The 20,784-nt window shown below is 57.3% G+C and carries 18 protein-coding genes; 16 read left to right on the forward strand and 2 right to left on the reverse strand.

Annotated elements, in window-relative coordinates:
* The first annotated feature begins 54 nt into the window (after nt 1-54).
* A complete protein-coding gene (locus MIH18_RS00360) occupies nt 55-1,176 on the forward strand; it encodes a beta-ketoacyl-ACP synthase III (RefSeq protein ID WP_249013579.1) in 1,122 nt (373 codons plus the stop codon).
* 47 nt (nt 1,177-1,223) lie between these two features.
* On the opposite strand, the gene MIH18_RS00365 is transcribed toward MIH18_RS00360, so the two are convergent.
* A complete protein-coding gene (locus tag MIH18_RS00365; protein WP_249013580.1) occupies nt 1,224-1,631 on the reverse strand; it encodes an acyl-CoA thioesterase in 408 nt (135 codons plus the stop codon).
* Nucleotides 1,632-1,672: 41 nt separating this feature from the next.
* On the opposite strand from MIH18_RS00365, the gene MIH18_RS00370 reads away from it, so the two are divergent.
* From MIH18_RS00370 to thrH, 6 genes are all read left to right on the forward strand, one after another.
* A complete protein-coding gene (locus tag MIH18_RS00370; RefSeq protein WP_249013581.1) occupies nt 1,673-2,515 on the forward strand; it encodes a VacJ family lipoprotein in 843 nt (280 codons plus the stop codon).
* Nucleotides 2,516-2,596: 81 nt separating this feature from the next.
* On the forward strand, nt 2,597-4,366 hold the full coding sequence (locus MIH18_RS00375; RefSeq protein WP_249013582.1) for an AAA family ATPase: 1,770 nt from the start codon (nt 2,597-2,599) through the stop codon (nt 4,364-4,366).
* Between the two features lie 2 nt (nt 4,367-4,368).
* The gene (locus MIH18_RS00380) at nt 4,369-5,100 is read left to right on the forward strand and encodes a general secretion pathway protein GspB (protein WP_249013583.1); all 732 of its coding nucleotides are present in this window, start codon (nt 4,369-4,371) and stop codon (nt 5,098-5,100) included.
* A complete protein-coding gene (gene dinG, locus MIH18_RS00385) occupies nt 5,100-7,229 on the forward strand; it encodes an ATP-dependent DNA helicase DinG (protein ID WP_249005053.1) in 2,130 nt (709 codons plus the stop codon). The genes MIH18_RS00380 and dinG overlap by 1 nt, the downstream gene beginning before the upstream one ends.
* A gap of 143 nt (nt 7,230-7,372) precedes the next feature.
* Nucleotides 7,373-8,350: an HTH-type transcriptional regulator CysB gene (cysB, locus tag MIH18_RS00390; protein WP_249005052.1), complete on the forward strand. Its 978-nt coding sequence runs from the start codon at nt 7,373-7,375 to the stop codon at nt 8,348-8,350.
* A gap of 120 nt (nt 8,351-8,470) precedes the next feature.
* Nucleotides 8,471-9,085 (forward strand): bifunctional phosphoserine phosphatase/homoserine phosphotransferase ThrH, encoded by a 615-nt coding sequence (gene thrH / locus MIH18_RS00395; RefSeq protein WP_249013584.1) that lies wholly within the window; start codon nt 8,471-8,473, stop codon nt 9,083-9,085.
* A 76-nt stretch (nt 9,086-9,161) separates the two neighbouring features.
* On the opposite strand, the gene pabB is transcribed toward thrH, so the two are convergent.
* Entirely contained in the window at nt 9,162-10,565 is a 1,404-nt protein-coding gene (gene pabB / locus MIH18_RS00400; protein WP_249013585.1) for an aminodeoxychorismate synthase component I, read from the reverse strand.
* Nucleotides 10,566-10,669: 104 nt separating this feature from the next.
* Here pabB and MIH18_RS00405 point away from each other — a divergent pair, with 104 nt between their 5' ends.
* The 9 genes from MIH18_RS00405 (at nt 10,670) to aroC (ending at nt 20,644) form a co-directional block, all read left to right on the forward strand.
* On the forward strand, nt 10,670-11,716 hold the full coding sequence (locus MIH18_RS00405; RefSeq protein WP_249013586.1) for a DUF58 domain-containing protein: 1,047 nt from the start codon (nt 10,670-10,672) through the stop codon (nt 11,714-11,716).
* Nucleotides 11,713-13,833 carry a DUF3488 and transglutaminase-like domain-containing protein gene (locus MIH18_RS00410; protein WP_249013587.1) on the forward strand — a complete coding sequence of 707 codons (2,121 nt, stop codon included), beginning with the start codon at nt 11,713-11,715 and terminating at the stop codon, nt 13,831-13,833. Before MIH18_RS00405 ends, MIH18_RS00410 begins: the two co-directional genes overlap by 4 nt.
* Before the next feature lie 53 nt (nt 13,834-13,886).
* Nucleotides 13,887-14,897, forward strand: a complete 1,011-nt coding sequence (locus MIH18_RS00415) for a DNA polymerase III subunit delta' (RefSeq protein ID WP_249014579.1) — start codon at nt 13,887-13,889, stop codon at nt 14,895-14,897.
* A 147-nt stretch (nt 14,898-15,044) separates the two neighbouring features.
* The gene (locus tag MIH18_RS00420; protein WP_249013588.1) at nt 15,045-15,395 is read left to right on the forward strand and encodes a PilZ domain-containing protein; all 351 of its coding nucleotides are present in this window, start codon (nt 15,045-15,047) and stop codon (nt 15,393-15,395) included.
* Nucleotides 15,396-15,403: 8 nt separating this feature from the next.
* Entirely contained in the window at nt 15,404-16,324 is a 921-nt protein-coding gene (locus MIH18_RS00425; protein ID WP_249013589.1) for an alpha/beta hydrolase, read from the forward strand.
* A 68-nt stretch (nt 16,325-16,392) separates the two neighbouring features.
* Nucleotides 16,393-17,256 carry a DUF4892 domain-containing protein gene (locus MIH18_RS00430; RefSeq protein WP_249013590.1) on the forward strand — a complete coding sequence of 288 codons (864 nt, stop codon included), beginning with the start codon at nt 16,393-16,395 and terminating at the stop codon, nt 17,254-17,256.
* A 4-nt stretch (nt 17,257-17,260) separates the two neighbouring features.
* Nucleotides 17,261-18,520, forward strand: coding sequence for a patatin-like phospholipase family protein (locus MIH18_RS00435; RefSeq protein ID WP_249013591.1), 1,260 nt, complete (start codon nt 17,261-17,263; stop codon nt 18,518-18,520).
* A 79-nt stretch (nt 18,521-18,599) separates the two neighbouring features.
* Nucleotides 18,600-19,502 (forward strand): 50S ribosomal protein L3 N(5)-glutamine methyltransferase, encoded by a 903-nt coding sequence (prmB, locus tag MIH18_RS00440; RefSeq protein WP_014871430.1) that lies wholly within the window; start codon nt 18,600-18,602, stop codon nt 19,500-19,502.
* Between the two features lie 47 nt (nt 19,503-19,549).
* The gene (gene aroC / locus MIH18_RS00445; RefSeq protein ID WP_249013592.1) at nt 19,550-20,644 is read left to right on the forward strand and encodes a chorismate synthase; all 1,095 of its coding nucleotides are present in this window, start codon (nt 19,550-19,552) and stop codon (nt 20,642-20,644) included.
* Nucleotides 20,645-20,784 lie beyond the last annotated feature (140 nt).

The raw sequence follows: 20,784 nt of genomic DNA on the forward strand, positions 1-20,784 counted from the left end.
TCTTTAACCTTTCAGGTTTCAGATTTCAGATTTCAACCATAACATGGGGTTAGCGTGATGAAAGCCATCATCAGTGGAACCGGTTTGTACACACCACCGGCAACCATCAGCAATGACGAACTGGTTGCAACGTTCAATCAGTACGTAGACCTGCACAACGCCGAGCATGCCGATGCGATTGCCCGTGGTGAGCAGCTGGCCTTGGTGCATTCGTCTTCGGCCTTTATTGAAAAAGCGTCTGGTATAAAGCGCCGCCACGTGATTGATAAAGTGGGTATTCTGGACCCCACGCGGATGAAGCCGAATATTCCGGACCGCGCCAACGATCGGCCTTCGGTTCAGTGCGATATGGCGGTAGCGGCCTGTCGCGAAGCCCTGCAGCAGGCGGGTAAAACCGCGGATGACGTAGACGCGGTGATTGTGGCTTGCTCCAACTTACAGCGGGCCTACCCGGCGGTGTCGATTGAAGTTCAGAACGCGTTGGGCATTCAGGGTTTTGCTTACGATATGAACGTGGCGTGTAGCTCTGCCACGTTTGGTTTGCAGGCCGCAGTGAATTCGGTGGAAAACGGCACGGCCCGCGCGGTGCTGGTGGTTAGCCCGGAAATCTGTTCCGGCCACCTGAATTTTGGCGAACGCGACAGCCACTTTATATTTGGTGATGCCTGCACCGCCATTCTGGTTGAGCGGGAAGACGCGGTAGCGCCGGGCGCGGGGTTTGAAATTCTGGGTACCCGTCTGAAAACCCTGTTTTCCAACGCCATCCGCAACAATTTCGGGTTTTTGAATCGCGCCGACGACAGCGGTGTTGGTCAGCCTGACAAATTGTTTGTGCAGCAGGGCCGCAAGGTGTTCAAGGAAGTGTCACCTCTGGTGGGCGACACCATTCAGAACCATCTGCAGAGCCTTGGGCTGACGCCCGATCAACTGCGGCGCATGTGGTTGCATCAGGCCAACCTGAACATGAACCACCTGATTGCGCGCCGGGTTCTGGGCCGCGATGCCACCGAAGACGAGGCACCGGTGATTCTGGATGAATACGCCAACACCAGCTCCGCCGGTTCAATCATTGCCTTTCATCTGAATAAAGACGACCTGGTGTCCGGGGATGTTGGCGTAATATGCTCGTTTGGTGCCGGTTATTCTATTGGCAGCGTGGTTTTGCGCCGCCGCTGACAAAAAGCGACGGGTGATTTGCCCGCCGCTTTTTTCTTTCAAACCGTTCAGGCGTTTGTGGCAAGGGCCCGCAGAACGTCTGGTAAAGGGCAGGAACCGCGGGTGTTGTGATCAAACCACACGAGCTTTGCGTATCCTTCTGCGTAGAGTTGTCCGTTGTCTGCGTCTTTTATCTCGTGGTAGGTGTCGAGGCTGGTGTTGCCGGCTTTGTCGGCGTAGGTAGTAATCACCAAGTTGGCAGGGTGCTTCAATTCCTTTAGAAAGGTCGCGCTAGTCTTTATAATAATGGGTCCTGTGGGACCGCTCATGCCGATTTTCATGTCGGCCAGCCAGACAATTCGAGCTTCCTCAAAGAAGCGGAAGTACACTGTGTTGTTGGCGTGCCCGTAGGCGTCCATATCACCCCAGCGCAGGGGGGTCGTGATTGTGTTGACAAGATTTCCCGGTACCGACATCGATCTCTCCGTTTGTAAATATAGAATGTAAAGAGCTTAACATGACCCAAACTAATCTCCGGCCCTGCTCACTGTTTGAGCTTCCCCGTGGTGCCTCGGTGGCGTTGGCGTTGATGCTTTTATTCGCATCCGGCCAGGCCCAGCCCCAAGCATTGACACAGACAGCAGAGCAACGGGCAAACGCAGGGTTTACTGAATCTGCGGCCTTGACCACGAATTCCAGCAAGCACAAACGCGACCCTTATGAAAATTGGAACCGCAAGGTGTTTGCGTTTAACGAAAGCTTGGACCGTTGGGTTCTGAAGCCGATTGCCCAGAGTTACCGCGCGATTATGCCGGACTTTGCCGACCGTGGCGTTACCAATGTGTTCAGCAACTTGGGGGAACTTAGAAATTTCACCAACAGCGTGTTGCAGCTAAAGCTGGAGTCGGCCGTCGTGGCCGCAGGCCGTTTTACCTTTAATACGGTGTTCGGGCTAGCGGGCATGTTTGATGTGGCCACCGCCTGGGATTTGCCCGAGCGCCCGGAAGATTTTGGTCAAACCTTGGGCTATTGGGGTTCGGGCGCCGGCTCTTACTTAATGCTGCCCGTGCTGGGGCCATCCAACCCGCGGGATTTTGCAGGCTTTGGTGTCGATCGCTTTGTATTGCCATCCACCTGGGACGAAATTGAAAGCCCATACAATGAGTACGCCCGTGGCGTGCAGCTGGTGGACGTGCGGGCTGACCTGATTCCGGCTGAAAAGCTGATTTCCGGTGACCGTTATGTGTTTTTTCGCAATGCGTACATGCAGCGCCGCGACTTCCTGATTAATGACGGTAAGGTAAAGCGGGATCCGTTTGCCGCCGACGACAGTGACGAGCTGATGCTTGATGACTTTTAATTGGTTGATGACTCCTAATTCGTTGGGGAGCCTCTTGCTCAGCAGGTTCACGAATTAGCCAAACGGGATATTAGCGTAACCATGTATTACGACTTCTTCGGTTTTCGCGAGCCCCCCTTTTCCATAGCGCCTGACCCGCGCTATTTGTACCTCAGTGAGCGCCATAAAGAGGCCCTGGCGCACTTGATGTATGGCATTCCCGGGCAGGGCGGTTTTATTGTGATTACCGGGGAAGTGGGCACCGGGAAAACCACTATTTGCCGCTGTTTTATTGAAAACGCGCCGCAAAATGCCGACATTGCGTTGATTATCAACCCGCGCCTGTCTGTCGCTGAAATGCTGATGGTGATCTGCGACGAGTTGGAAATACTCCACCGCGACGACGCCAGCATCAAACAGCTGGTGGACCTGATTAATCACCACCTGCTGCAAGCTCACGCTGCCGGTCGGCACAAAGTTCTGATTATTGACGAGGCGCAGAATTTATCGGCGGATGTGCTGGAACAGCTGCGCCTGTTGACCAATCTGGAAACCGCCGAGAAAAAACTGTTGCAGATTGTGCTGCTGGGCCAGCCCGAGCTGCAAAACATTCTTGCGTTGCCGCAGCTGCGTCAGCTGAACCAGCGTATTACGGCGCGTTATCATCTTAAAGCGATCAATCGCCAGGAGTTGGCTGCGTATTTGCGTTATCGGCTCAGCGTGGCCGGTGTGCGCGGCGAGCTGTTCAGCCGTGCGGCCACGCGGCGTTTATTTCGTGAAAGCCAGGGCATACCGCGACTGATCAACCTGATCAGCGATCGCGCACTTTTGGGCGCTTACGCCGACGGCGAACACGAAATTACGGCGGTTCATATCCGCACTGCGGCGCGTGAAGTTCGTGGTAGCCATCCTTCCAGCGGGCAGGGAGCATTCAGGCTTCGCCGCCTCGGGTCACTTCTGGCGTCCCTGTTGATGGCCATCGTATTAACCCTGTGGGCCGTGCAGCGTTGGAATAATGGCGATTTTGACGGGTTTATGTCCGCCCCGGCTGCTGAAATTCCTGTAGCAGAGGTCGCACCCACGGATAATGAATCGACTCAACGCAGTGGGCGCATAACGCGCGATATTGCCACGCTGGCAACCGTCGCCAAAACAGCCGTCGGTGCTGGCGGGCTTACAACATTTGAACTGCAGGCGCACAGCTTGGAACTGCCAGCGGCATTTGTGGCGTTGTTTGGTGCTTGGCAGATTAACTACCAGCCTCAACAAGCGCCCATAGCCTGTGACTTTGCCCGGGCTGAGGGGCTTGGCTGCCTGGAGCGCACCGGAACCCGGCTAAGCCTGGAATTGCTTGACCGGCCGGCCATTTTAAAATTAAGGGGCGGATTAGAGGGCAGACTGCAGAACGATGTCGGCAATACCCGCGACCGCTACGTGGTGTTGCGGCGTTTGCACCAGCAGCAGGCTGACTTGCTGACGCAGCAGGGGCCGGTGAGCGTTGCCTTTGGCGATCTGGAACCGTTGTGGTTTGGGGATTATCGGGTGCTGTGGCAGTATCCGGAATACCTGCGCCCAGACAGCCCGTTTAGCGGCGCCAACGGCGAAAACCTATGGTTAAGCGCGCGCATGATGGAACTGGTGGACCGTTTAACCGCTGACGACCAAGCACTCAACGCCGAACTAAAGCGTCGCTCCAGCAAAGACCAAGTGCGCTGGTATCAGGGCCGGAAGGGTTTGGCTGAAGACGGTATCGCCGGCGCTATGACGGTGATTCAGATGCACAATGACCTGAACGCAGCGGTGCCGCGACTGCAAGACAAAGGCGACGTTCTGACCACTAATGCAGCGGCGCCCGTGCCGCCGGAGGGTTAGGCATGTCCTACATATTAGATGCGCTGCGTAAATCGGAGAGCGAGCGCCATCAAGGCAAAGTGCCGGATTTGGGGCGCCAGCTGCAGCTTATTCATCGGCCGCCAAAACGGCACTGGCCAATTCAGGTATTGTTGGCAGCGGGTTTGTTACTGAATGCCGGGGTATTGGCTTATGTGTTTTGGCCAGATCAAGACGACCCAATGGCGAACCTAATGAGTGCGCCTGAAGAGGCGCCGACTGCAGCTTCTGTAAATCCTGTGCCGGCAACGGCCGCGCAGAATTCAGCAGCAATGGGCGCGATTCCAGCGCCGCAGCCGTCAGACGTTCAATCAGCGTTCCCGTCAGAGTTTCAATCACCGACGGTGATTGTGCCGTCGGGCTACGGCAACAGCGGTGCGTTTGATCGCAATGGCAATCGTAATAACCCGATTGGCTCGCTGGTGTCCTCGGGCGCCGGGGTGTCTGCAAGTAGCGCAGATGGCGTGCGTGTTCCGCACTTGGTTGAGCTGCCGCTGTCGTTCCAGCGCAGCGTGCCGGATTTGACGGTAAACAGTCACATATTTGCCTCGGTGCCACAGGCCCGCAGGGTAATGATCAATAACCAGAATCTGCGGCCGGGCGATAGCTTTCAAGGCTTGCGGGTGGAAGAAATTACTGAGGATGGCGTGGTGTTAAGCAGGCAAGGGCAACAATTTCGACTGGGTATTGTACGCGACTGGATGAGCCCGCGCTGATGGCCCTGAGCGAACAGACCAAGCAGCAAATCCAGCAGGGTTACCGCGACATGTTGGCGGGTAAGCAGGTGCGCGCACGTTATGGCCAGCGCCTGATGATTGCCGAAATCGCCCGCTATATGGGCGACATCACCGACAACGATGGCCAGCGTACGTCACCGCCGTCGGCCTGTGTGGTGGAGGCCGGTACCGGTACCGGTAAAACCCTGGCCTATCTGATTGCCGCTATTCCGGTGGCCAAAGCCCTGAACAAAACCCTGGTGATTTCTACCGCCACGGTGGCGCTGCAAGACCAGATTGTTCTGAAAGACCTGCCAGACCTGAAAAAGCACAGCAAGATGGATATCAACTGGACCCTGGCCAAAGGCCGCGGCCGCTATTTGTGCATGTCGCGGTTGGAAGGCCGTCTGCACGACGAAGGCAACGGCGACAGTGACACCATGCCGCTGTTTTTGCTGGATGCGCCGGGTAAAGAAGAACCCGGCACCCGCGCGTTTTTCGAGGAAATGTTGGCCAGTTACGGCGCGCGCAAGTGGGACGGCGACCGCGACCACTGGCCGGAGCAGATTCCGGACGATATCTGGCGCCAGGTAACCACCGACCACCGGCAGTGCACCAACCGCCACTGCAGTTATTTTGACAGCTGCGCGTTTTTTGAAGCCCGCAAAGATCTGGACGCCGCCGATATAGTCGTAGCCAACCATGACCTGGTGCTGGCAGATCTGGCCCTGGGCGGTGGCGCGATACTGCCAGAGCCGGAAAACGCCCTGTTTATATTTGACGAAGCCCACCATCTGCCAGACAAAGCGCTGAATCACTTCGCCGCGTCTATTTCGCTGAACTCTACTCGCAGCTGGCTAAAACAGTTGTCGCAGATGCTGGTAAAAATGCAGCCGTACCTGAGTCCTGGCACCCAGGGGGCAAAAACCCTGGAGCGCATCAGCGAAGCCGCGCGGGAGGTCGATCTGGTGGTCACCCGGGTATACGAATATTGCGAACACAATATTACCTGGGAATTCAACGAAGAGCGCCGCTCGGCCCAGTGGCGCTATCCCGAAGGCCAGCTGCCCGATGCCATGGTGGCACTGGCGGCGGAAGCGCGCATTGCCAGCGCTAATTTTTCGCGCCATCTGGGTGCTCTGGCTGAAGAGCTTCAGGGTGCCTTTGACGAGCGCAAAACCCACGATATTGACCGTGAAACGGCAGAATCCTGGTACCCGGTGATTGGCTCGTTCCACAGCCGCTCTGAAGAGCAGCTGCGCCTTTGGGCGGCCTGGTGTGAGGAAACAAAAAGCCCGCCGCCGGCTCGCTGGACAGTGCGCCAGCGCTGGGACCACGCCGAGGACATCACCCTTTACAGTTCGCCGGTTTTAGCCGACAACCTGCTGTATACGCGGCTGTGGTCGCGGGCCTACGGTTCGGTATTAACCAGCGCTACGCTAACGGCTTTGGGTAAATTTGACCGCCTTCGCTCCCGTGCGGGGTTGCCCGAAGACGCCCGCTACCTGGTCGTGCCCAGCTCGTTTCGTTACCAGCAAATGGCTACGGTGGAAGTGCCGGCCATGAAGGCCATGCCCACCGACGACGGTTTTCTGGAAGAGCTGATTGAACGCCTGCCTACGCTGTGGCAAGGGGAAACCGCGACCCTGGTGTTGTTTACGTCGCGGCGCCAGATGCACCAGGTAAGGGATGCGCTAGCCAGTGACTACCCCGGGCTGATTATTACCCAGGACGACATGGCCAAAGGCGAAGTGCTGCGCCAACACTGCGCGCGGGTGGATGAAGGCCGGCCCAGCGTGTTGTTTGGGGTTGCCAGTTTTGCCGAGGGCATAGACCTGCCGGGTAAGTACCTGCACCACGTGGTGATTACCCGTTTGCCGTTTTCAGTACCCGATGACCCGATTGATGCCAGCCTGGCGGAGTGGGTGACCCAGCGCGGTGGTAATCCGTTTATGGAGATTACCGTGCCGGAAGCGTCTATTAAGTTGGTTCAGGCCGTAGGGCGCTTGCTGCGCACCGAAGAAGACACCGGGCGGGTGACGATTTTGGACCGGCGCATTGTGGCGCGGCGCTATGGCCAGCTGCTACTGGATTCGCTGCCACCGTTCAGGCGGGTAATTGAGCGCTGATGGGCGCTTTACGCTTCAGGTTTTAATTATTCGAAAAAAGAATGAAAAATAATTCTCTTATGCGTAAAATGCTGGTCTACATCCTTTAACTCAGTGAGTGCGAACCGGCCGTTGCGCCGGTCGCTCGGGGAGCAACCCAGCTAATGAAATTACAACAGCTACGTTACATCTGGGAGGTTGCGCATCACGACCTGAACGTGTCGGCTACAGCGCAGAGTCTGTTTACGTCGCAGCCGGGTATTTCCAAGCAGATTCGCCTGCTGGAAGACGAGCTGGGGCTGGAGATTTTTGCCCGCAGCGGCAAACATCTGACCCGTATTACCCCGGGCGGCGAAATTATTGTGCGCGAAGCCGGCGAAATTTTGCGCCGGGCCGAGGGCATCAAAAAGATTGCCCAGGAATTCAGTAACCAGCGCGCCGGTGACTTGAGCATAGCCACCACCCACACCCAGGCACGTTACGCCTTGCCGCCGGTGATTCGTGGGTTTCTGGACGCCTATCCAGACGTGTCTTTGCACATGAACCAGGGTACGCCCACCCAGATTTCAGAAATGGCCGCCACCGGCACGGCCGATTTCGCCATTGCCACCGAAGGCATGGAAGTGTTCAACGACCTAATCATGATGCCCTGTTACCGCTGGAATCGCAGCATCGTGGTGCCGAAAGACCACCCGTTGGCAGCGGAACCGGAGCTAACTCTTGCCAAGCTGGCGGAATATTCCCTGGTAACCTATGTGTTCGGCTTTACCGGTCGCTCGCGGCTTGATGAAGCCTTCAAAAGCGCAAGCCTGATTCCCAAGGTGGTGTTTACCGCCGCCGACGCCGACGTGATCAAAACTTACGTGCGCCTGGGGCTTGGCGTGGGCATTATTGCCAGCATGGCGTACGACCCGAAAGTAGACACTGACCTGGTGGCGCTAGATGCCAGCAAGCTCTTCGACAGCAGCATTACTCACATCGGCTTCCGCAAGGGCACCTTTTTACGGGGTTACATGTACGATTTCATCCAGCGCTTTGCTCCCCACCTGACCCGCGACGTAGTGGATCAGGTTGTGGCTAAACAAAGCAACCGCGCTGAGATTGAAGCGCTGTTCGAGAATGTAGAGCTTCCCGTGCTCTGACGGGCTGCGTGCAGAGCGATGCAATTTCGTGCGGTTTTTTCTATCATAGCGAACCGATGCGGGTGCGCAGCACTGTGATGGCAACCGAATCTTCCCTTATTGATGAAACAGGAGAGCACTGTGGAACTGGCATGCCTTGATCTTGAAGGAGTATTGATTCCAGAAATCTGGATTGCGTTTGCGGAGAAAACCGGCATTGAAGAACTCAAGGCAACCACTCGCGACATTCCTGATTACAACGTACTGATGAAGCAGCGCGTGAAGCTGTTAGACCAACACGGTTACGGTCTGCCGCAAATTCAGGAAGTCATTGGCGGGCTGGACCCGCTGCCCGGTGCCGCAGATTTTCTGGATTGGCTGCGCGAGCGCTTTCAGGTGGTGATTCTGTCAGACACGTTCTACGAGTTTGCCATGCCGCTGATGGCCAAGCTGGGCCATCCTGCGTTGCTGTGCCACAAACTGGAAGTAGCGGACAACGGTCAAATTACCGACTACCTGCTGCGTCAGCGTGACCCCAAGCGCCAGTCGGTTCGTGCTTTTCAGCTGCTGAATTACCGGGTGATTGCCGCCGGCGATTCTTACAACGACACCACCATGCTGGCGCAGGCTGAGGCCGGTATTTTGTTCCACGCGCCGCAAAACGTGATCAGCGAATTTCCGCAGTTCCCGGCGGTGCAGACGTTTGACGATTTAAAACAGGAATTCCTGAAGGCCAGCTTGGTGCACAGCGCCTGATTGCCTTTTAAATCTGGAACCGGAACGTGTGTTGTAAGAGGGTGGCCTATATATCTCTAATCTATATACGTCAAATCTATAGCCCGCCTTCTCGTTCCAGGCAGTCCATCAGCGGTTTTACCTTGGTCAGGGTTTCCTGGTATTCGCTCTCGGCTTCTGAATCCGTGACTATGCCGCCGCCGCCCCAGCAATGGATGGCGCCGGCGTTGTCGCACACCAGGGTGCGGATGGCGATGCTGCTGTCTAGCTGGCCGTCGAAGTTGCGGTGGAATACCGATCCGCAATAAGGGCCGCGCCAGTGCGGCTCCAACTCCTGAATAATTTCCATTGCGCGGATTTTTGGCGCGCCAGTAATCGAACCACCCGGAAAAGCATCGAAAAACGCCCGCAGCGGCGATACCCCGGGCGCCAGCGTCGCATGAATGTGGCTTACCAAGTGGTGCACGTTGCGATAAGACTCAAGCGCAAAAAGTTTATCCACACGCACAGACCCCGTGGCCGCGTTCAGGCCGAGATCGTTACGCAGCAGATCCACAATCATCAGATTTTCTGCACGGTCTTTTTCTGAATCCATCAGTTCCTGCGCCAGGGCGCGATCCTGCTCGGCATCTTTGCCCCGTGGCCGTGTGCCTTTGATAGGGCTGGTGCGCACGGTATCGCCGCTGATCTGAAGAAAACGCTCCGGCGAGGCCGAAACAATGGCCTGGTCGCCGAGCCGTAGAAAGGCGCCGTAGGGCGTAGGGTGCGCGCTGGCAAGCGCCTGATAGGCGCGCCAGGGATCGCCCCGGTACTGCCCGCTGAACTGCTGGGACAAATTGGCCTGATAGCAATCTCCCGCCAGAATGTACTCTTTCACCCGTTCAACGCCGGCCATGAAATCTGCTGCTGATTGCCGTGGCGTAAATGCTTGGGTCATGCGCCAGTGTTGTTCGGGCAGGGGCGAAGCTGCGTCTTCTTGTTGCCAGTCCGCCAGTTGCGCCCGAGTGGCAGTTGCGCACTGCGGATGAATCCACAGGTAATATTGTCCACTTTGCCGATCGCAGCTCGCCATCCACAGGTATAAACCGGCTTGCATGGCGGGCAATGGATTGCGGTCGGTACTGGATGAAGTGGTTGTTGCCGTATTCGCCGGAGCTTTCAAATGCCGATACCCCAACTCGTAACTGGCGAAACCCAGCCAGCCGCCGCTCAGCCAGGGTGTTGTTTGCGACGTCGGCTCGTCAACCTGCGAATGCTGACTTTTCATCTGCGCTAGCTGGTTTTCCATAAAGTGCGCGGTGCGGGCCAGCGCAGCTTTATCGGCGTATACATCGCTGCCTGCGAGCGCTACGGTCTCGGTTGCCAGTGCGGTGAAACCAAAGCGCTCACCGCGGCCAGCTTCCGCGCCGGGAGCACCCAGGCACATAAAGTCGCTGCACTGGCTGGCATGGGCCTGAAGCCGGGCAAATTGATCAGCGCTGATGGGGGTAGCCGCTATCAAGGGGAAAACCTCTCGTATTCTTTTTAAGGGAAATTAATTCGGCGATTTGTCTATACGCTGGCGATTCGCGAAAGGCTGTTACGTATACTGGATTAATGACGACTATGAAACCGACAACTGATGGTTTTTGGCAGCGCTGGGTGAATCGCCGCCTGCCCAGATCTGACCGCCAGACGTTCAGCCAGAAAAATCTGTTTATTCTGCCTACCGGTGCCGGCGTGATGTTCGGTGCGCTGCTATTGATCATGCTGATAACCGGCATCAACTATCAAAATAGCCTGATTTATATGCTGACCTTTGTCCTTGGCGGAGTGTTTGTGGGCGCCATGCACCAGACCCACCGTAACCTGGCCGGTTTGACTCTGGCCCTGAGCCGGGCGGGAGAGTCCGTTGCCGGTGACACAATGCCATTTAGCTTGCGCCTGACCGCGGGTAAAGATGACGCCATTGCGGTGCAGGTTAGCAGCGGAGATTCGTTGCCTGTGTGGGTGAGTGTGCCAGCAGGGCAAAGCCGTGATGTGTCTGTGCTGGTTTGGGCGCCGCGCCGTGGTTATGTGCGCCCGGACCGAATTCGAATAGAAACCCGTTACCCCTTTGGGCTGTTGAAAGCCTGGTCCTGGTTGCGGCCGGTGTCAGCCGGCCTGGCTTTCGCAAAACCCATCACGGCGCCCGAACTGCGCGCCACAGCCGAGGACGGCGAAAGCGAGGCAATGGCCAGTGCTCAGGCTGGTTCAGACAGCGCCGATTTACGGCCCTGGCGCGAGGGCGATTCCAGCCAGCGCGTGTTGTGGAAACGCTTTGCCCGTACCGGGAAGCTGGTGGTGGCAGACTGGCAAGGGCAGGCTGGAAATCCGCAATGGTTGGATTTTCAATCGTTTATAGGTGCAAGCAGTGAAATACGTTTAAGTTATTTAGCGTTTCTGGTGGATGACCGCCAACGTTTGGATGTGCGCTACGGGCTGAGTTTGCCAGGGCAGTTGATCGAACCAGGCAGCGGCGCTGCCCACGCATTGCGCTGCCAGCGCGCGCTGGCGGTGTGGGGGCTAGAGAAGCCCCGCGACCCCCAGCCCCGCCGCTTTGGCAGTCGTTTGAAATCCACTAGCGCCGACCCGGAGTCGCTGGATGTCGCCAGCAACGGGAGCCCGCAATGACCCTCCGCCGACGTAACAAGCAACCGTCGCCAACCCTCGGTTCAGGCATTCAAGTGCCAGCCGTGCAACTGCCTGGCAAGGCGCTGTTGTGGCTGGTGGCAGCTTTTACACTGTTGCTGGTGCCGCAATGGGACCGACTGCCGCCCTGGCTTTTGGCGGTGTGTGTTGCGCTGATGGGCTGGCGCTGGCTGGCGCGCCTGGGCCGTGTACGCTTACCTGGCCGATGGTGGCGAACGGGGCTGGTGTTGGTGTTGGGCGGATTTTACGTGGCGACCGTAAAAAGCCAGTTCACGGTAGACACTGCCGCGTCGTTTTTTGTGCTGTGCGTGGCGCTTAAGTGGCTTGAAACCCGCAGCGCCCGTGATTTTTACGTGCTGTTTTTCATTTTGTTGTACATGGCCGCGGTGAATTTTCTGTTTCATCAGGCCATACACTGGACCCTGTTTAATTTTACCGCGGTGGTGTTATTGCTGCTGGGTTTGCAGGTGCTGAACGCTCCTGAGTTGCCCGCGGGTGTGCGCTCTGGTGGTCGCCGCCTGGGTGGCTTGCTGCTGAAAATGCTGCCGGTGGTGATCGTATTGTTTGTGTTTTTTCCGCGCATGGCGCCGCTGTGGAGCGTACCGCTGGTGTCGGGCCAGGCCCGCAGCGGCATCAGCGATCAGATGACCCCGGGCGATATTTCCAGCCTGGCCCAGAGCAGCGAGCGTGCGTTTCGTGTGAGCTTCGGTGGGCCGGCACCACCCCAGGCGCAACGCTATTGGCGCGGCCTGACGCTGGATTATCTCGACGGCGCAACCTGGAAACAGTCTGCACAGCCAGCCTTTCAGCGCTTGGGGCGGGTTGAAATCGAAGGCGTATCCGGACCTATGGATGCAAACCAATACGAAATATTGCTGGAGCCTACCGATCAGATTTGGGCGTTCGCGCTGGAGGATTCGGTGGCGGCATCGCCCAATATTGAAGAAACAGACGAGGATTTGTTCCGCTTCCGCCGCCCCGCGGACACAAGCGTGCGTTATCGCCTGGCCTTGCAAACGCCTCCTGCTGATTCTGACGCTCAACTGTCACCGGCGCAGCGCCGAAACCTGTTGCAGCTACCTGCCAGCGGCAACCCTCGGGCCCGGGCTTTAGCGGACGAACTGCGCAGCCGTTATGACGACCGTGGGGTAGCTGCTGCGCTGCTACAGCGTTTCCGCGAGCAGCCCTATTTTTATACCCTGCGGCCGCCGGCCATGCCCGATGACGGCATTGATGCCTTATTGTTCGATGTGAAGCGGGGATTTTGTGCCCACTACGCCGGCGCTATGGCCTTTGTGCTGCGTTCGGCGGGTATTCCGGCGCGAATAGTTGTCGGGTATCAGGGCGGCGAATCCGGAGCAGGAGACGAATACCTGATTGTGCGCCAGTACGACGCACACGCCTGGGTAGAGGGCTGGTTTGAGGGTGCGGGTTGGATTCGGCTTGACCCGACCGCAGCGATTGCGCCGTCGCGCATCGAATCCGGCCTGCGAGAGGCGATGGCAGAAGAAGGTTCGTTTCTGGAAAACAGCTGGTTGTCGCCGCAAAAATACGGCAACTTGCCACTGTTGACTTGGGCCAGCCTGCAGCTGGATCGCGTCAATTATCAATGGCAGCGCTGGGTGGTGGGGTATCAGGGCCAGAGCCAGATGGACCTGCTGTCGCGCTTGCCCGGTGGCCTTACCATGCGCGACCTGGGCTATATTAGCGCCGGCACTGTGGCGGCCGCACTGCTGTTCGCCGGGTTGATCAGTGCCTGGCGCGGCCGGCAGGGCGGTCGCCATACCGGTGTGGCGCGTCAACTTCAGCGTTGGCAAAGGTTTTGCGAGGGTGTTGGTGTACCCGTACGCCGGGGTGAAACGCCCCTGGGACTGGCTGAACGGCTGGCACGGGCGGAACCGGCGCTGGCGGATTCTGCCAGAGTTTTTGCCGGTGTGGTCAATACTCATTACTATAGTCGCCAAACGGTTGATGCAGTTGCGCAGCCGGTGTCGGATATCCGCCTTCTGCGGCGCTTGCTGGCCCGTATAAAACGGCAGCGCCGGCAGGCGGGCGCGGGCTCAGGCAGGTCTCCCGCTCAATCGAGCGAATCATTCTAAGCGAGCAGCGAGGCAAAGGATTGATACACCAAGGCACCGATATTGCGACCGATATGCCCTGGCTGGCAAAAGCCTGGCACAGCGTGCAGAAACAGCTGACGGAGTCGCGGCTGCCCCACGCACTGATTATTAATGGCGAGCGCGGTGTTGGTAAGCGTGCGTGGGCCGATGCGGTTGCCGGTTTGTTGCTGTGTGATCAGCTGCAAACCGACCCACAGGGAATGCCACAAGCCTGTGGCCACTGCAAACAGTGCGAGTTGAAACGTGCCGGCAGCCATCCCGATGTGCGGATATACACCCCTGAAAAATCACGCATGGTGCGCATTGTTCAAATCAGGGAATTGATTAACTTTGCCTCTGCGTCACCTCAGGTCGGTCATCGTAAAATCGCGATTATTGATCGCGCCGACCAGCTTAATATAAACGCTGCCAACGCCTTGCTCAAAACCCTGGAAGAACCCAGCGGTGATACCGTGCTGTTGCTGTTACAGGAAAGCGGCCGGCCGTTGTTGCCGACGATTCGCTCACGCTGTCAGACTCATACGTTGCCGGTACCCGTGGCAGCTGACGCCGAACGCTGGCTGGTGGGCCAGCTGGCCCTGCTACCACCTGAAAAGCAGCCGGAAAGCACTTCCGTGGCGAAAGCGTTGATGTTGGCTGGCAATGCCCCGAGGCTGGCTTTGGATTATCTGAACAGCGGCTTTATAGCGCTGCACGACGCGGCCTTTTGCGGTTTTCGCGACTTTATGAAAAACCAGACGACCCTGGCCGATGCGGCCAAAGCCTTCAAAGCCCTGGGGCTGGATGAAACTCTGTGGCTGTTTGAAGGCTGGGCGGCAGACCTGGCCCGCCTGAGCGCCGGAGGTGAGCCGGCGCACCATGAAGCGGCGGATATGCTGCGCTTCCTGGCCGGCTGCAATCCGCCCTGGCGCGCCCATGAATTGCTGGACGCGGTGCGTGAAGGGCGTGAAGCCGTTGTATACAATGCCAGCCCGGAGCTGGAAGCCAGCCGGCTGCTGCTGGCGTGGCAGCAACTGATGCCAAAACGCCAGCGTGCCGGCTGAGATAGCCGCGCCGGCCAATGTTGATTGAAGAGCCGGCAAATACCCGCATCGGTCTCGCTACTGTTATGATTAACCGATATTTATTGATGCGTTTGCCGAAACGTTTATGGATGCATTTATTGACACACCACAGATAAGGTATTTGTTATGGGGTCCGGAGTCGGAAATCGCAGTGGCATATTAACCCTGACCATTAAAGACAAAGCAGTGCTCTACGCTGCGTATATGCCTTATATCCGCCAGGGTGGCCTGTTTATTCCCACCCAAAAGCAGTACCAGCTTGGTGACGAGGTGTTTTTGCTGCTCAACCTGATGGACGAACCGGAGAAGTTGCCGGTGTCTGGCAAGGTTATCTGGATTACACCAAAAGGCGCACAAGGGAACCGCGCGGCCGGTATTGGCGTACAGTTTAATGACGACGCTGAATTGGCCAAAACCAAAATCGAGTCGTATTTGGCGGGTTCGCTGAGTTCTGACCGCCCCACCCATACACTCTGAGGTACGCGATGACCGAAGTTGGTGCCGCATTGGCGGATACAGGCACAGAATTTGCCGCCGGGCGGGAAGCTCTCTGGCCACTGGAACACATTACGCTGGCGGGTTTGAACTGGTCCGCACAACCCGAAGCCGCGAACCTGCGGCCAATGTTGTTGCTGCACGGCTGGCTTGATAACAGCGATACATTTACCCATCTGGCACCGGAACTGACCTGTCTTGGCGACGTGTACGCGGTCGATTTTGCAGGCCACGGCCATTCCGGCCATCGCCCGCCGGGGCAACATTATGTGTTGATGGATTACGTAGCGGATCTGGCCGAACTGATCGAGCTTCACTTTGACGCTGACAAGACTCCGTTGGACCTGATTGGGCACTCCCTTGGCGGCATTGTTGCGGCGCTTTACGCTGCGGCGTTCCCCGAGCGGGTGCGCAAACTGGTGCTGATTGACAGCCTGGGTGCGCTCAGCCGCCACGAACACGACGTAATTCCCCAGTTGCGCCGTTCCATTAGCAAACGCCTTGCGGGCTCTGGCAAGCCGGCGTTGTATCCGGACCTGGCAACAGCGGCGAAGGTACGGGCTGGCGGCCTGAGTCCTTTGAGCCCCGAAGCTGCTCTGGCCCTTATACCTCGTAATATGCAAAAAGTGGAAAGCGGCTGGTTGTGGCGCACCGATTCGCGGTTGCGGTACCCCTCGGCGCTGACGCTGTCAGAACAGCAGGTGCTGGCGTCTTTGGCGGCGCTGAGCACGCCAACGTTATTTGTGCGGGCGCAATCCGGATTGTTAGCAGACAACGCCGACATTACCAAAATCCGCGCCCAAGTGATTAAAGATTTCCAGCAGGTTGATGTTCCCGGTGGCCACCACTGTCATCTGGATGGCGATACCCGTCCGGTGACCGAGGCTGTTAAACGATTTTTGAATCAATAGGTGATGCTGTGTTGCAAGGTCGATGTGCGAAAAATTTTGTTATTGGAGCTGCGTTAACACTTGGAGCGATGCTCGCTGTTGCCAGCAAACAGGCACTGGCTGTATTTCCGGAGACAGCTCCAGAGCCGTTCCCCGCGTCACAGCTGGAAGAAACCCGGCCGTTGGAGTCGGGCGGGCATCTTGTTCTGTTCAGCCCTGTGCGGGAGATCAACAATGAAATTCGTTCCGATGTGATGGCCCGGCTGCCGGTGTCCGGTAACAGCCTGCTGTATCGCATTAACACGGACTCCAGCCGGGTCAATGCGTTGAATTACTATCGCCAGGCGCTGTTGGACTCTGGCGCTAACATATTGTTTGAATGCTCGGGCGTGCGTTGCGGTCGCAGCAACGTGTGGGTCAATCAGATTTTTGACAAATCCATGCTGCTTGGCCGCGACACTGCACAGGATTACTTGGTGACGGGCACCGTCAGTGAAGACGGCCAGCGCTGGCTAACCCTGGTATACACGGTTACCCGCGGTAACCAGAGCGAATACGTCTGGGTAGAGCACTTCGAGGTTGGCTCGGGCGCCGTGGTGCCGGGCCTGGGGTCTCTGGAAAGTCGCATTCGCGGGCCTTTGACGGTGGCCTGGCGAGACGGCTTTATTGTGCGCTTTGACTGGCAATCACAGGACCGCCGCATGTTACTGGACTGGGCCGATGCCGACGGCAGCACCGTGATGCTGATCACCTACTCGGAACTGGAAGGCAGCGAGCCGCTGGAAGACGCCATGGCTCGCGCCCGCACGGCTGGTGAATCGATGTCTGATTTGCTGGTGCAAACCGGCATTGTAAAGGAACGCCAGCAGTTAGTGGTGGTGGGCCCGAGCATTATTCAGTCAGATCCGAACCGCAAAGGTAACCGTGTGGAAATTGTGGTGATTTCAAGGTGATGTCATGACATCTAAAAACGATGACAAGACGGTTGCTGACAAAAGCCTGACGGCAGGTTCTGTGAAAACCGCCGCGAGCAGCAGTTCCGTGGTGGTCGAAAGCGGCGGTCTGGCTTCTGCCGCTGCGTCGGAAACCGACAAAGACAAAAAGCTGGCGCCTCGGCAAAAGCGCGCTACCGTAGCGCTCGCCCTGGGCAGCGGCGGCGCCCGCGGTTATGCCCATATTGGCGCCATTGAAGTGCTTAACGAACGCGGCTATGAAATTATTGCGATATCCGGTTGCTCTATGGGAGCCCTGGTGGGCGGCATGTACGCTGCGGGAAAGCTGCAGCAGTACAAAGACTGGGTAACGGGATTAGGGCAGTTCGATGTGCTTAAGCTACTGGACGTAACCTTCAGTGCGGTGGGCGCTATTCGCGGTGAGAAAATCTTTTCTATCGTCAGCGACATTCTAGGCGATACGCGCATAGAAGACTTGCCCATTGCGTTTACGTCGGTAGCCACAGACCTTCTGGGCCATAAAGAAATCTGGTTTCAGGAAGGCCCGCTGGACCAGGCCATACGCGCGTCGGTGGCCATTCCCGGTGTGGTGACGCCGCTGGTACTGAACGGCCGGGTGCTGGTTGACGGCGCCACCCTGAACCCGCTGCCGATCATTCCGACCATTTCGGCCCATGCCGACCTGATTGTTGCGGTGAACCTGGCGGGTGAAGAAGAGCGCAGCCAGCGCCTGTCGGATGCGGCTTTTACCAGCCTCGACGATGATGACGACAGTGAAGAGTGGATGAGCGCAATGCGTGAAAAAGCCTCGCGCTGGTTTGACTGGGACACGCTGAAAGGGTTGGCCGGCGGTAAAGTCGACGGTGAGCCCGCGGAAGATAAAATCAGCCGCGAAGTGCAAAAGCAGAACGCCAAAAAACAGCGTAAGCAGGCCGAAGAAGAAGCGGCACAAAGCCTGAAATCAGCCGAGCCGACAAGCACCAGCAAAACTCAGGACGAAGGCCAAACCATTAACTGGGAAAAGCTGGGTATTGGCAAGTTCGAGGTGATGAACCTGGCCATTGAAACCATGCAGAGCGTGTTGGTACAGTACAAAATTGCCGGCTACCCGCCTGACCTGTTGGTAAATATTCCAAAAAACGTATGCCGCAGCTACGATTTTCACAAAGCACCAGAGCTGATTCAGCTGGGTCGCGAGCGCATGGCAGCGGCTTTGGACCGCTATGAGCAAGACCACAGCAGCTCAGGCCCGCTCGCGGTTTAAGCCGGTTTAGGCCGCGCGCAAGACAGCCAAAACACGTATACTATTTGCCCATTTTCCGTTCAGACAGGACTCTTTTGCCGTGACCAGCCCCGTTGATGATTTGGCCACCGTACGCGACTTTTTGCGTTACGCCTGCTCCCGTTTTGCCAAGTCGCCGCTGTACTTTGGCCATGGCACCGACAACGTTTGGGACGAAGCGGTACAGCTGGTTATGCGCAGCCTGCATTTGCCGCTGGAAAACAATAACCTGTTTCTGGATGCGCGCCTGGTGCGCGAAGAGCGCGAGCTGATTCTGGAGCGCATAGAGCGCCGGGTAGAAGAGCAGGTTCCGCTGGCCTATCTGTTGGGCGAAGCCTGGTTTATGGGACTGCCATTTAACGTAGACCCGCGGGTGCTGGTGCCGCGTTCACCGCTGGCAGAGCTGCTGGAAAATGGCTTGCAGCCCTGGCTGGGCGATGTTTATGTTGAGCGTATTCTGGATTTGTGTACCGGCAGCGGCTGCATTGGTATTGCCGCAGCCACGGTGTTTGACAGCGCCGAGGTTGACCTGGCGGATATTTCCACCGACGCGCTGGCGGTGGCCGATTCCAATATTGCTTTGCATCAATTGGGCGAGCGGGTGCGTACCGTGCAATCGGATGTGTTCAGCAATCTGAATGAACGTTACGATGTGATTCTGAGTAACCCGCCCTATGTCAATGCACGGGATCTGGCCGACATGCCTGTGGAGTTCGGCCATGAGCCAGTATTGGGCCTGGCGGCCGGTGAAGACGGCCTGGAGATTGCCCATCGCATATTGGCCGGAGCGGCTGATCGGCTGACCGACAACGGTCTGTTAATTGTGGAAGTCGGTAACAGCTGGCCAGAGCTGGATGCGGCCTACCCTCAGCTGCCGCTGACCTGGCTGGAGTTTGAAAACGGCGGCGACGGGGTGCTCGCTATTGTCGCTAAAGACTTGCGTAAATATCTGTCGAACAGCTGAAAAAATCTTTACACTTTTTTTATAACAACTTGATAAGATACTGAATTATGTCTGGAAACACATTTGGCAAGCTGTTCACGGTGACCACGTTTGGTGAAAGCCACGGGGCCGCTCTGGGGTGTGTGATTGATGGCTGTCCGCCGGGGCTGGAGCTGTGTGAAGAAGACATGCAGTACGATCTTGATCGCCGCAAACCGGGCACGTCGCGCTACACCACCCAGCGCCGCGAAGCCGATGAAGTGCGCATTCTTTCCGGCGTATTCGAAGGCCGCACCACCGGCACGCCTATTGGTCTGCTGATTGAAAATATCGATCAGCGCTCCAAAGATTATTCAAAAATCGCCACCCAGTTTCGCCCGGCCCACGCCGATTACACCTATCACCACAAATTCGGTGAGCGGGATTATCGCGGTGGTGGACGCTCTTCGGCCCGCGAGACCGCCATGCGGGTGGCCGCCGGCGCCGTAGCGCGGAAATTCCTGCTGCATCGCCTAGGCATTACCGTGCGTGGCTACCTGAGCCAATTAGGCCCGATAAAAGCCGAGACCCTGGATTGGGAGCAAGTGCACCAGAATCCGTTTTTCTGCCCGGATGCCAGCAAAGTGCCGGAAATGGAAGCCTACATGAAGGCGTTGGTCAAAGAAGGCAACTCTATTGGCGCCCGTATTAACGTGGTAGCCGAAGGCGTACCACCGGGGCTGGGCGAGCCGGTGTTTGACCGGCTAGACGCAGACCTTGCCCACGCTTTGATGAGCATTAACGCGGTAAAAGGCGTTGAAATTGGTGCCGGTTTTGGTTGTATTGACCAAAAAGGTACTCAACACCGTGACGAAATGACACCTGAAGGGTTTTTGTCGAATCAAGCTGGTGGCATTCTGGGGGGTATTTCCTCCGGCCAGCCTATTCTGGCAAGCATCGCGCTCAAGCCGACCTCCAGCCTGCGCTTGCCGGGCCGGAGTATTGATGTTGACGGCAACCCGGTCGAGATTATCACCACCGGCCGCCACGACCCCTGCGTGGGCATTCGCGCGACGCCCATCGCCGAGGCGATGATGGCCATTGTGCTAATGGACCACTATTTGCGCCATCGCGGCCAGAACGCTGATGTGCGAGTAACCACCCCGGTGCTGCCTCAGCTTTGATGCACCAGGGATGAGACACCGGGGACGGATTTGAAATCCGTCCCCACTCCTCGCTCATCAGGGACGGATTTCAAATCCGTCCCTACTGGCTTGAAAATGGTACTGAAAGGTAGCGGCGCGAATCAAAGGTAAGGGATAAC

This window comes from Marinobacter sp. M3C (assembly GCF_023311895.1).
Classification (GTDB): domain Bacteria; phylum Pseudomonadota; class Gammaproteobacteria; order Pseudomonadales; family Oleiphilaceae; genus Marinobacter.

Coding starts and splice junctions, on each gene's coding strand:
- MIH18_RS00415 (WP_249014579.1), top strand. CDS start 13,887: ATGCCCTGGCTGGCAAAAGCCTGGCACAGCGTGCAGAAACAGCTGACG.
- MIH18_RS00435 (WP_249013591.1), top strand. CDS start 17,261: ATGACATCTAAAAACGATGACAAGACGGTTGCTGACAAAAGCCTGACG.
- MIH18_RS00370 (WP_249013581.1), top strand. CDS start 1,673: ATGACCCAAACTAATCTCCGGCCCTGCTCACTGTTTGAGCTTCCCCGT.
- cysB (WP_249005052.1), top strand. CDS start 7,373: ATGAAATTACAACAGCTACGTTACATCTGGGAGGTTGCGCATCACGAC.
- MIH18_RS00375 (WP_249013582.1), top strand. CDS start 2,597: ATGTATTACGACTTCTTCGGTTTTCGCGAGCCCCCCTTTTCCATAGCG.
- MIH18_RS00425 (WP_249013589.1), top strand. CDS start 15,404: ATGACCGAAGTTGGTGCCGCATTGGCGGATACAGGCACAGAATTTGCC.
- MIH18_RS00405 (WP_249013586.1), top strand. CDS start 10,670: ATGAAACCGACAACTGATGGTTTTTGGCAGCGCTGGGTGAATCGCCGC.
- dinG (WP_249005053.1), top strand. CDS start 5,100: ATGGCCCTGAGCGAACAGACCAAGCAGCAAATCCAGCAGGGTTACCGC.
- aroC (WP_249013592.1), top strand. CDS start 19,550: ATGTCTGGAAACACATTTGGCAAGCTGTTCACGGTGACCACGTTTGGT.
- MIH18_RS00380 (WP_249013583.1), top strand. CDS start 4,369: ATGTCCTACATATTAGATGCGCTGCGTAAATCGGAGAGCGAGCGCCAT.
- MIH18_RS00430 (WP_249013590.1), top strand. CDS start 16,393: ATGCTCGCTGTTGCCAGCAAACAGGCACTGGCTGTATTTCCGGAGACA.
- MIH18_RS00365 (WP_249013580.1), bottom strand. CDS start 1,631: ATGTCGGTACCGGGAAATCTTGTCAACACAATCACGACCCCCCTGCGC.
- MIH18_RS00420 (WP_249013588.1), top strand. CDS start 15,045: ATGGGGTCCGGAGTCGGAAATCGCAGTGGCATATTAACCCTGACCATT.
- MIH18_RS00410 (WP_249013587.1), top strand. CDS start 11,713: ATGACCCTCCGCCGACGTAACAAGCAACCGTCGCCAACCCTCGGTTCA.